This is a genomic window from Streptomyces sp. NPDC022910 (genome assembly GCF_055561075.1).
Window position 1 is genome coordinate 240788 of record NZ_JBVHHL010000007.1, and the last position, 11372, is coordinate 252159.

Below are 11372 nucleotides of genomic sequence, written 5' to 3' on the forward strand. Positions count from 1 at the left end.
GAATATGACGAAACGCCATATCGCCTACCTCCTGTGCACCACAGCCCTCCTAGGGACGGGGCTCAGTTGCTCGGCCGCGACGGCCGCCGGCCCGATGACCCGCGTGGTGCCCTCAGGGGACTCGATCCAGGAGGCGGTGGATGCCGCGAAGCCAGGAGACACGATTCTCCTCTCTCCTGGCACCTACCATGAGAGCGTCCGTGTGACCACGTCCGGGCTGACCCTGCGCGGCATGGGTCCGAGCACCGTCATCGCACCGGGCGCGCCATCCTCGAACGCCTGTGCAAAGGCGGGCAGCGGGATCTGCGTGGAGGGCAAGGACGGCCATCCTGTCGAGGACACCACCATCGCCGCACTGACCCTGTCCGGCTTCGCCAAGAACGGACTGTGGTCGTCGTGGACCAACCGGCTGACCGTTCAACAGGTGACGGCCGAGAAGAACGGGCAGTGGGGCATCGCGCAGGAACGATCCACCCGCGGCACGTTCCTCGACAACACCGCCCGGGACAACGGGAACGCGGGACTGTACCTGGCCAACACGTTCACGACCGAGGCAGGGGCCACGGACGCCCAGGGGGCGTTGATCGGACGGAACCGTCTGCAGGGCAACCGGACCGGTGTCACCATCAAGCGCCTCAGAAACCTGACCGTCGCGACCAACGACATGACCGCGAACTGCGCGGCGGTGTTCGTCATCGGTGACGAGAACAAACCGCGGGCGGGGGCCCTGAGCCTGAACGACAACTACATCCACAAGAACAACAAGTTGTGCCCGAAGACCGCCCGGGTGCCCGTCGTCCAGGGCGCCGGGATCGTCCTGACGGGCGGCACCGAGAACATCCTGATGGCGCGCAACGCGATCAGCGACAACGTCGGCACATCCCCCTTCTCGGGAGGCATCGTGCTCTTCAAGAGCTGGCTGGGCGTCCCGAACGAAAGGAACCAGGTCACCGGCAACATCCTGCGGGGCAACGCCCCGGCGGACCTCGTCAACGCGGACACCGGCAAGGGCAACACCTTCCAGGGCAACTCCTGCCGGGCCTCCAAGCCCGCGGGACTGTGCTGACCCGGCCGGCCACCGACCGCGGACCAGAGAGGAAAGGCAGCACATGACGACCGCTACCACTGACCCACCGACGACCGCACCCCCTGCCCCACCGCCGTCCATGCGGCTGAGGGAACTCGTCTTCGGGGCCGCATGTGCCGCCGCCCTCCGCGCGGCGGCCCGGCTGGGCGTCGCCGACGCGCTGGGTGACGGACCGATGCGCGTGGAGGACCTCGCGGCCGCCGTGCGGACCGAGCCCCAGCCGCTGCGACGGCTGCTGCGAGCCCTGTCCTGCTACGGCGTCTTCACCGAGCAGGAGGACGGGACGTTCGCGCACACCGACATGTCCCGGCTGCTGCGCGAGGACGACCCGAACAGCCTGCGCTACATCTCGCTGTGGTGCACCGAGCCGTGGACCTGGCAGGCGTGGCCGCGCCTGGACGAGGCGGTGCGCACCGGACGGAACGTCGTACAGGAGCTGTACGGCAAGGAGTTCTTCGTCTACCTCAACGAGGACGCCCCGGAGTCGGCCGACGTCTTCAACCGGGCCATGACCACCTCCAGCAAGCAGTCCGCACGGGACGTCGCCGAGCTGCTCGACCTGTCGGGGAGTTCGTCGGTTGCGGACATCGGGGGCGGCCAGGGGCACGTCGTGGCCAGCCTGCTGGAGAAGTACCCGTCGATGCGGGGCACCCTGCTCGATCTGCCCCGCGTGGTGGAGAACGCCGACCAGCGGCTGCGCGCGGGAGGTTCGCTCGCGGACCGGGTCCGCATCGTGCCCGGCGACTGCCGCGAGGCCATCCCGGTCCAGGCGGATGTGTACATCATCAAGAACATCCTGGAGTGGGACGACGACAGCACCGCCCGGACCCTGCGCAACGTCATCGAGGCGGGCGGGCCCAAGGCGAGGGTCGTGGTGATCGAGAACCTCGTCGACGACACCCCCTCGATGAGGTTCAGCACCGCCATGGACCTCTTGCTGCTGCTCAACGTCGGCGGGGCCAAGCACACGACCAAGAGCATGGTCGACCGGCTGACCGGCGCGGGCCTCGTCATCGACACGATCCGCCCGGTCAACCCCTACCTTCACGCATTCGACTGCACCGTCCCCGCATGAACTACTGCGGCCGGTCCGGCGACGCCGCTCCCCCGACACCACCGGTCGCCGGGTCCGCGGCTGACGCAGGCCCGGCGACCGGTGGCCGTACGGACGGTTCAGACTGCGGCGCTCCGCTCCCAGAGGTAGAAGCGCTGCGCCATCGCGTCCTTCGGGGAGCGCCAGGTCGCGGGGTCGTACGCACTGACATACGCCGACAACCGGTCGCTGATGTCCCGGAAGGCGGGGTGCTCGGCCACCTTGGCGATGGCGGGGCCGGGCTCCCGCTCGGACTCGACGAGATGCATGTATACGTCGCCGAACTGGAAGAGGCTGCGCCGGGTGACCCCGACGAGGTGCGGCAGCTCCCCCCGGTCGGACTCCTCGAACACCTTGGCGATGTCGGGGGCCGATCCCGGGGCCATGCGGGCGACGATCAGGGCTTGGTGCATGAGCCTGTTCTCCGTCCGGTTCAGTCGGTAAGGGCCGGGGCGGGCCGATGTTCGGCGGCGACCTTCTCGATCTTGTCGCGGATCAGGGCCATCTGCACCTTGGAGTTCCGGTTGATGTTGTCGGTCATCCAGGCGTCGTCGACCGGTGCCTCCGGCTTCATCTCGAAGTCCTGCGTCCACACCATCCGGGTGCCCTCGGGCACCTCCTCGTACTGCCACCGGATGTTCATGTACGCAAAGGGTCCCGGCTCGACGCGGCGGGCCTTGACGCTGAGCGTGTCACGGTCCGTCTCGCGCTCCGAGACCCAGCTCCACACCGTGCCCTTCTCGTCGGGGTGCATGGTCAACCGGAAGGTCGTCCGGTTCCCCTCGCGGGAGAGCACCTCGCAGGACGCGTACTCGCTGAACAGCTGCGGCCAGTTCTCCAGGTCGTTGGTCATGTCCCAGACCAGGTCGACCGGGGCGGCGATGGTGACGGCGTTCTCTGTGTGTCCGGCCATGTCAGGCTCCTGCCATGAGAGTGCTGTTGACGAGGTCGAGGAACTGACGGGGCGTCTTGCAGCGCTCCGCGTCGGGCGGCATCTGCGTGCCGTGCCGGTTCTCCAGTTCGCCCACGATGCCGAGCAGGCCGAGCGAGTCGATGCCGAGGGTGTCGAAGGCGGAGTCGTAGCGCTGCTGGAGTTCCTGCGGGGCGACAGTGACCCCGGCGGCCTTCCTCATCAGTTCGGCCAGTTCTTCCAGGGTGATTCGGTCACTCATACGGTCTCTCTCCTTTGCTCCAGGGCGGCCTCGTTACGAGGCGTCGCTTTTTCGGTCGTTCGCCTACGGGGCGCCACAGCCGGTCCGGCTCACTCGGCGGCGCCGTGCCGCAGCACGAGCGCCGAGTTCGACCCCATGAGTCCCCGGCTGAGGACCAGCGCCGTGCGCAGCTCCGCGGAGCGGGCACGGACGGTCACCAGGTCGAGGTCATGGGAGATGTCGAAGACGTTGGGGGTGGGTGGGATCAGGCCGTGCTCCATCGCGAGCACGGCCGCCGCGGTATCCAGCACGGGCGCCGCGCAGTAGCCGCGGCCTATGCCCGTCTTTGGCGCCGTGACGGGCACGCGCCTGCCGTGCGCGCCCAGGGCGTCGGCGATCGCCAGCGCCTCGGCACGGTCCGCCTCGGGTACGCCGAGGGCGTCGGCGAAGACGACGTCGATCTCCTCGGGGGCACAGCCCGCGTCGTCCAGGGCACCGCGGATCGCCTGGACGAGTCCCTCCCGCGACAGCTCCCAGCGGGAGGCACCGGTGAAGGTCGCCGCGTGTCCCACGAGGCGGGCCCGCACTCGCGCGCCCCGCTCACGGGCCGAGGTCTCCTCCTCCACGACGAGCATGGCGCCGCCCTCGGCGGGCACGAATCCGCAGGCGCCGACGGTGAACGGACGGTAGGCCCGCGCCGGCTCGTCGGCGGTGCTGAGCTCCTCGTAGCCGAGCTGGCAGACCATGGAGTAGGGGGCCAGCGGCGCCTCCGTCGAACCCGCCACCATCACATCGGTGCCACGTTCCACGGCCCGGGCCGCGTGCGCGAGGGCGTCCAGACCACCGGCCTCGTCGGCGGCGACGACCGAGCAGGGGCCCTTGAACCCGCGGCGGATGGAGATCTGGCCGGTGCTCGCCGCGTAGAACCAGGCGATGGACTGGTACGGACCGACGAATCGGCTTCCCTTTCCCCACAACTGCTGCAGCTCCCGCTGGCCGAACTCACCGCCGCCGGATCCGGCAGCGGTGACCACTCCCAGGGAGAACGGCGAGTCGACGGCGCCGTCCCGGCCGATCCGGGCGTCCTCCAGCGCGAAATCGGCCGCGGCCATCGCGAAGTGCGAGAACCGGTCGGTCTGCACGAGGAAGCGCTCCTCGATCGCCGACGACGGCTCGAAGGCGCGAACCTCGCCGGCCACCCGCAGAGGCAGGTGCTCGCAGCCTTCGCGGGTGATCCGGTCAAGGACGCTCATGCCCTCCCTGGTCGACTTCCAGAAGGTGTCGGTGGTCGTTCCGTTGGGCGCGACGACGCCAATTCCGGTGACGGCGGCGCGCCGAACGTGGGCTGCGCTCATCGGGTCCTCTCCCTCTGCCGGGTCAGGATCACCGCGGACTGGAAGCCGCCGAACCCACTGCCGACGGAGAGGACGCTGTTCAGCCTCCGCTCGCGGGCGACACGTGGCACGTAGTCCAGGTCGCACTCGGGGTCCGGTGTCTCGTAGTTCGCGGTCGGCGGTACGACCTGGCGGTCCAGGGCCAGTACGCAGGCCACGACCTCGATCGCGCCGATCGCCCCGAGGGAGTGCCCCACCATGGACTTGATGGAGCTCATGGGCGTGTCGTACGCGTGGTGGCCCAGGGCCCGTTTCACCGCGGCGGTCTCGTGCCGGTCGTTCTGCCGGGTGCCCGAGCCGTGCGCGTTGACGTAGTCGATCGCCGAACCGTCGAGGCGGGAGTGGTCGAGCGCCTCCTCGATCGCCCGGGCCATCTCCAGGCCCTCGCTGGTCAGACCGGTCATGTGGTAGGCGTTGCCGAACGTGGCATAGCCGCTGAGCTCGCAGTACACGCGCGCACCACGGGCCCGGGCGTGTTCGAGCTCCTCCAGGACGAGCACCGCGCCGCCCTCGCCCATGACGAACCCGTCACGGTTGTTGTCGAAGGGACGGGAGGCGTGCGCGGGGTCGTCGTTGTTCGGGGACGTGGCCTTGATCGCGTCGAAGCAGGCCATGGTGATCGGTGAGATCGGGGAGTCCGAGGCACCGGCGATGCAGACGTCGGCCCTGCCCTCCTCGACGGTGTGGAAGGCGTATCCGACCGCGTCGAGCCCGGAGGTGCAGCCCGTGGAGACGGTCTGCACGGGCCCGCACGCGCCGAATCGTTCCGCCACCGCCGACGCGAGCGTGCTCGGCGAGAACGCCCGGTGCAGCTGGGGCTCCGCCTCCCGGTGGTCCACGTCCCAGCGCTGCCCGCGATGGCTGACCAGGACGTAGTCGTGCTCCAGACGGGTGGTTCCGCCGACCGCGGTCCCCAGGGAGACCCCGACCCGCCAGGGGTTCTCCCGGGCGAGGTCGAGGCCGGCGTCCCGTACCGCCTCCTGGCCTGCGACGAGGGCGAACTGGATGTACCGGTCGGCACGTTCTATCTGCTCCGCGTCCAGCCCGTGGGCCGCCGGGTCGAAGTCGCACTCGGCGGCGATCCGCGAGCGGAGGCCGGTGGGGTCGAAGAAGGTGATGCCCCGCGTCGCGGTACGGCCGTTGGCGAGCAGATCCCAGAACGCCGGCACACCGATGCCGCCCGGTGCCACGATGCCTATGCCGGTGACCGCCACGCGCCGGGTCATGAACGGACCTGACCTCGGTCGGCCGACCGGGCACCGCCCACCTCGGCTCCTTCCGCGGCGCCCGCGACCGCGAGGGCGTCGGTCTCCTCCGTGTCCACGTGGCCGAGCTGCGGGCGCGGGGCCAGCGGGGCCAGATGGAAGACGATGCGGGCCTCGTCGTCACCGACGTTGCGGAAGCGGTGCCGCATATAGGCGGGGATCATGAGCGCCTGCTCAGGTCGCAGCGGGTGGGGGGCGCCGTCCAGGTCGACCTCCAGCTTCCCGCAGACGACGTACACGAACTCCTCGGAGTACGGGTGGTAGTGCTCGCCGATGCGGTCGCCGGGCTGCACGATGGCCACGCCCATGAAGCCGCTGGTGGAGCCGACCGTGGCCGGGGTGAGCATGGCGCGCAGATCGCCGCCGCGTCTGCGGTTGGGGTCGATCTCGCTGAGATCCACGATTCTGGGACGGGGTTTGATCACGTCGTTTCCTCCGATGGTGTTGCTGCGTCGACATGGGGAAGTGGCCGCCGCGGCCCACGGGTGCCGGTCAGGCGTCGGGCGAGGACCGGCGGTCGGTGATGAGGTCCATGCGGGCGAGCGCGAGGAGGTGCGCGAGGTCGCCGCTCTTCGGCGCGGAGCCGTCCGCACCGCCGGCGGCGCCGTCGAGGAGGGTGGTCAGCTCGGCCGCCCGTCCGAGGTCCGGGAGAGCGAGGGTCAGGAGGGGGTCGGCGGCGAGGCCACCACGCACGTCGATCAAGCGCACCACGAAGTCGTCGCGCTGGAAGATGGTGCTGCCGCAGACCGGGTTGCGCGGATCGTCGGTCGCCGCCTCGTCCTGCTCGGCGAGCAGCCGGGCCAGCTGCATTCCCCGGCCCTGGCGGGCCGGGTAGTACAACGCCTGCCGCTCCGCCTCCGAGCACTCCTGATCAGCCGTCACATGGTGCACGGCCGGGAGCGCCGCACGAGTGAAGAAGACCCGGGCGGCCTCGGGGTCGTTGAGGTCCCGCTCCTGCTCCAGATACGGGTTGATGGCCTCCTCGACGGCCCGCACCTCGGGCTGCCGGGCGACATGGCGCAGCGCCGCGAGCAGATCGCCCTCCACCTCGATCGCCCGTACGACCCGGTTGCCGCGCATGAACAGCGAGGTGCGGCACAGCCGAGTGGCGCCGTCGACGCGCGGCTCGGGCGAGGCGTAGCCGGCGAGGATCTTGGCGACGGCCGGCTCGCTGCCGGGCCTGACGGTGAAGGTGAGCGCGTGGCGGATCTTGCCGTCACCGATCCGGGGAGCCGCCTGGAGCCGGCGCGCGGCGGAGCCGGGCTGCGCCGCCTCCCCGGTCTCGCGCACGATGTGGAAGCGCAGCGACCGGGTGTCGCGGACACAGCTGTGCAGCGGTCGCACCATCTGCACGTGCTCCTCGCTGTTCACCCAGTCGAGGAAGGGCGGGGCGCTCTCCCACTCACTGGTGATCAGCCACTGGGACGGATTCTCGATCGACTGGCAGAGCTGGTCACTGACATGTCCGGGAACGGACGCGACCTGGCTGCACAGCTGTTCGTACGCCTCCAGGAACTGCTGCTGCGCTCCCTCGTAGACGTCCACGAGCAGCACGACGCGGAGCCTGGAGCCGTCGAAGACGGACTGGGCGACCCGTTTCGACACCTGTCGCGTCAGCGGTTCTGAAAGACGTTCAGACGTTGTGGTCATCCTGCACACTTCTCCTTCGCGGGGGGCAGAGGTCAACGTCGGGCCGCGGGTGACGCGACGTCAGCGTTCCTCGATCGTGTGCCGGTCGCAGGGAGTGCGCGACTCGTATGAACCACGTGGGTGACTGGGCGAGCGGGCCCGCTCGCGGAGGGCATGGAAACTGCAGCGCGCCCCACATACACACCTCTGCCCCGGGAGGCACCGATGCGCGAAGCAGCCGACGGCCCACCAGAGAGCTGCCCACGACGAGGACCGGAAAGGGACGTCAAGACGGCGGCGTCGCTCCTGGCGGACAACCACGGCATTCTGCAGACGCCGTCACTCGCCGACGACGTGGGCACATGGCTGTTCCGACACATCGATCCGGACGGCGGGCTCGCGAGGTTCAACCCCACCTCCTGGTGCCTGTGCAGCCAGAACGACCTCGAACCCGTCCTTGCTGCACCGCGCTCGGGAACTCGGCGGCGACCTCAGGTACTTCCACCGGATGGAGAACTTCGCACAGGACCCCGAGTGGCCACACCGGCCGTCGCGCCCCACAGGCCGATGGACAGCGCCCGCTCCTTGCGGCTGGTGAAGACGCCGGTGAGCAGGGAGAGCGTGGCCGGGAATTGTAGGCGTCCACCACCCATTGCAGCTGCGAGGTGGACGTGCCCAGCTCACGCGTCAGCGTCGGCAGTTGGACACCGCGAGGGGCCGGGGTCCTTCCGAACACTCAATTCGCACAAATATTTGATCAGGATCTACACCGAGAAGCAGCGGGGGACGTGCGAAGACCGCTACGGGCAGGAAGGAGGCGCCGCTGTGCTGCTGTCCGCCGCCCCCACGCCATGCCTGCTTCCGCACGGTCGGCACGCCGGCTGCGGGCGCTCCGGCCGAGACATCCTGAAGTGTCTGGTGAACCAGGGAAGCGCAGGGTGATCATGATGAGCGGCCGCCGCACCCTCCGCCTCTCCTTCGACCTGCCGCCGAACGGCTGCGCCGCTTGCTGGAGGACTTCACGCCCTGTGTGCAACTGCTTGAGGACGGTGCCCTCCACAACCTGACCGGGGCGACCCGATGGTGGCAGCGCGATGCCCGCGGCATCACCGAACTCGTCCAGCTCCGAACGCTCGCCTACCTCGGGGTGCGCAGCTCGGCGGGCGCGGCCGGCACCCCGATGCTCGCCACCATGGCCTGCGCCCTCACGTCACTCGGGCGGCGCACCGTCGTCGACGACTCCCCCGAGGCGATCTCGCGACCGCCCGCGGCACGGGCCTGTGACGTGGCGAGAGATCCGGCATGTCTGCGCGAGGGAATGGCCGATCGCGCAGGCGGCGATTCTGCCAGCCGTCGCTGTCGCGATCAGCCCGCTGCTGAGCCTGAGTCTCAGGGGCGGTGCGTGGCTGGCGCTCGGCGTCGCTGTGGGCCAGCAAGTCCTGTGGGCCTGTGCAGCGGTCCTACGGGCTGGCGCCTCTCGACCGACCGTGGTGTCCGCCGGCGCTGTCAATCTCGTGCTCGGTCTGATCATCGTGGCCGCCAAAGCGGCACTTCAACACTGATCACGAACGTCGGCAACCAGGTCGCGAACCCACCACTTTAGGAGCGAGGTGGGGCGGGTTGGGGGCTGACCTGCGGGTCGGCGTCTTCGGCGGAAGCTGGGCACGCTTCCCGCCAGCCGCCGCAGTTCCCCGTGACTCCCCGCCCGATCTGGCACGGTTGTGGCACGGGGAACATCTGATCCGTAGCTCTACAGAGATCGGTCGCTGAGGATCATTCCGGTTGCGCTACGGCCTTACGGGGATGCTGCCGGGCTGGGACGGTTGCTGGGGTTGCTGTACTCCGCTGCTGTACCGCAGCCGACCTCCGTCGAGACCTCTTCGCGGGCCGCCGTCTCCCGTTTCCAGCGGCCTCCTGCCATCGTCACTCAACGCAGCCGGTCAGACACGCCACTTTATCGACATATCATGGCAAAATGCGCGAAGATGCCTGAAGAGGTTGTTCTGGTATTCGCCAGGGAGTCACAGATGGACGCCTCGGACGAACTCCTTCGAGGGGCTGCCCCGACGGCTCTTTTGACGCTGGACGGTGTCATCAGCGGTCTCAACGCTGCGATGGCCACGGTGCTGGGCAGGCCGGCCGAGGAGTGGCTGGGACGTGACTTCGGTGATCTGTGGCCCGCAAGCCAGCGGATGTCGGCCGAGAGTCTCGTGGTCCACGCCGCCAGGACGACGACGGTCGCGATGCGGGTGCTGGAGTTCCCCGGGCGAGGTGGAGCACCCGTTGCCTGCTTGATCGAGGCGCGGCAAGTGAAGGATCCCGCCGGTGACGAGCAGTTGGTCTGGGTGCACGCACTGGATGCGCGGAACGACCTGGCGAGCCTGATGATCCCGTTCCGGACGGCCATCACGGCAGCCGACCTCGGCCTGTGGCTGTATTCATCCCAGGGGAACCAGCTCGAGTGGCTCGGTGGCGCGCCCGCCCTAGCCGCGACCTTCCCGGATCCCACCACGTACCTTTCCACAGTGATCTCGGCAGTGCACCCTGACGACCAGGAGGCCTTGCAGCAGCTCCTGCGCTCGACCTCCGCCCAGTCCTCCTGGGTGAGGTTGCGATACCTCACCCGGCACGACGGCTGGCACCAGCTGGCCGTTCAGACCGGTCGGATCCAGTTGGGCTATGGCGGCCCCGAGCGGATCTTCGGAATGGTCCGCGACGACACCAAGCAGGCGAAGCGCAAGGAGAAGGCGCAGGCCGCGCTGGCTGCCGAGCGACAGCGCGCGAAAGACATCGCCGAGTTCTCCTCCGCCTTGATCACCGCAGCCACGGAGCAGGAACTGCAGCAGGTCGTCCTGACCCGGCTCGCCGCAACCTTCGGCGCCAGCGGCGCCCTGCTCGCGCTCGTCGATGAAGGCCGCCTGCGCGTCTCCACCGATGCCGGGATAGCCATGTGGGAGGTCGACGACATACACGGCATGTCGCTGGACCATCCGAGCCCGCTGCCCGAAGCGATCCGCACCGGCAAGCCGCACTTCATCCCCGACCGGGAGGATTACATCCGCCGCTGGCCACACGCGGCCCAATATCCGCGGCTCGGCCGACTCGGCTCCGACTACGCCTCCTCCATCATGCCCCTCAGCGAGGCCGGCAATCAGCCACTCGGGGGATGGCTGGTGACCTACGGCAGCGGATACCGGCCGTCCTTGGACAAGCGGACCCTCATGGGCACCCTGGCCGACCTGGCAGGCCAGGCACTGAGGCGCATCAGGTCGCAGCAGGCACGCGTCGAGCTGGCCACCGCACTGCAGCAGACCATGCTCCCCACGCTGCCCGACCACCTCGCCGGCCTGGAGGTCGCCGCCCGCTACCGACCCAGCCGGGACGGACTGGATATCGGCGGAGACTGGTACGACGCCTTCGTGCTGCCCGACAGCGCGGTCGCCCTGGAGATCGGCGACGTTCAGGGGCACGACGTGGACGCCGCCGCAGCCATGGGACAGGTACGCGCCTCCATGCGCACGATCGCCGCCCACGAACCGGATCCCGCAACCGTGCTGACGCGCACCAACGACCTGCTCGTCACGATGGACGCGGCACGATTCGCCAGCTGCACCATGCTGCACATCGACCCAGACGACGGACGGGTCACCGGCGCCAGGAGCAATGCTCAAGACCTGTGGATCGGGGCTCGGGAGGCGCGCGATGGGCGTACCTTCCCGAGTGATCGATTGAAGGTCACCGAGTAGGCCGACG

10 protein-coding genes and 1 pseudogene are annotated in these 11372 nt (G+C 69.3%); 4 read left to right on the forward strand and 7 right to left on the reverse strand.

Annotated features, from left to right (window positions below; translation table 11 throughout):
* Nucleotides 1-4: 4 nt before the first annotated feature.
* Both ACZ3TS_RS10090 and ACZ3TS_RS10095 read left to right on the forward strand, forming a co-directional pair.
* Entirely contained in the window at nucleotides 5-1066 is a 1062-nt protein-coding gene (locus tag ACZ3TS_RS10090) for a right-handed parallel beta-helix repeat-containing protein (RefSeq protein WP_467615677.1), read from the forward strand.
* Between the two features lie 43 nt (nucleotides 1067-1109).
* Entirely contained in the window at nucleotides 1110-2162 is a 1053-nt protein-coding gene (locus ACZ3TS_RS10095) for a methyltransferase (RefSeq protein ID WP_467615679.1), read from the forward strand.
* Nucleotides 2163-2260: 98 nt separating this feature from the next.
* Here the strand turns inward: ACZ3TS_RS10095 and ACZ3TS_RS10100 are convergent, their stop codons facing one another.
* The 7 genes from ACZ3TS_RS10100 to ACZ3TS_RS10130 form a co-directional block, all read right to left on the reverse strand.
* Nucleotides 2261-2593, reverse strand: a complete 333-nt coding sequence (locus tag ACZ3TS_RS10100) for a TcmI family type II polyketide cyclase (protein WP_467615682.1) — start codon at nucleotides 2591-2593, stop codon at nucleotides 2261-2263.
* A 20-nt stretch (nucleotides 2594-2613) separates the two neighbouring features.
* Entirely contained in the window at nucleotides 2614-3093 is a 480-nt protein-coding gene (locus ACZ3TS_RS10105) for an SRPBCC family protein (RefSeq protein WP_467615684.1), read from the reverse strand.
* Nucleotide 3094: 1 nt separating this feature from the next.
* A complete protein-coding gene (locus ACZ3TS_RS10110) occupies nucleotides 3095-3352 on the reverse strand; it encodes an acyl carrier protein (protein ID WP_467615686.1) in 258 nt (85 codons plus the stop codon).
* Between the two features lie 89 nt (nucleotides 3353-3441).
* Nucleotides 3442-4686, reverse strand: coding sequence for a ketosynthase chain-length factor (locus tag ACZ3TS_RS10115; protein WP_467615689.1), 1245 nt, complete (start codon nucleotides 4684-4686; stop codon nucleotides 3442-3444).
* A complete protein-coding gene (locus tag ACZ3TS_RS10120; RefSeq protein WP_467615691.1) occupies nucleotides 4683-5951 on the reverse strand; it encodes a beta-ketoacyl-[acyl-carrier-protein] synthase family protein in 1269 nt (422 codons plus the stop codon). The genes ACZ3TS_RS10115 and ACZ3TS_RS10120 overlap by 4 nt, the downstream gene beginning before the upstream one ends.
* Nucleotides 5948-6415 (reverse strand): cupin domain-containing protein, encoded by a 468-nt coding sequence (locus tag ACZ3TS_RS10125; protein WP_467615694.1) that lies wholly within the window; start codon nucleotides 6413-6415, stop codon nucleotides 5948-5950. The genes ACZ3TS_RS10120 and ACZ3TS_RS10125 overlap by 4 nt, the downstream gene beginning before the upstream one ends.
* A gap of 67 nt (nucleotides 6416-6482) precedes the next feature.
* Nucleotides 6483-7640 (reverse strand): SchA/CurD-like domain-containing protein, encoded by a 1158-nt coding sequence (locus ACZ3TS_RS10130; RefSeq protein WP_467615697.1) that lies wholly within the window; start codon nucleotides 7638-7640, stop codon nucleotides 6483-6485.
* Nucleotides 7641-7889: 249 nt separating this feature from the next.
* Between ACZ3TS_RS10130 and ACZ3TS_RS10135 the strand changes: the two are divergent.
* Nucleotides 7890-8193, forward strand: a pseudogene (locus ACZ3TS_RS10135) (FAD-dependent monooxygenase); the annotation flags it as partial.
* 1258 nt (nucleotides 8194-9451) lie between these two features.
* Nucleotides 9452-11365 carry a SpoIIE family protein phosphatase gene (locus ACZ3TS_RS10140; RefSeq protein WP_467615699.1) on the forward strand — a complete coding sequence of 638 codons (1914 nt, stop codon included), beginning with the start codon at nucleotides 9452-9454 and terminating at the stop codon, nucleotides 11363-11365.
* The last annotated feature ends 7 nt before the right edge of the window (nucleotides 11366-11372 follow it).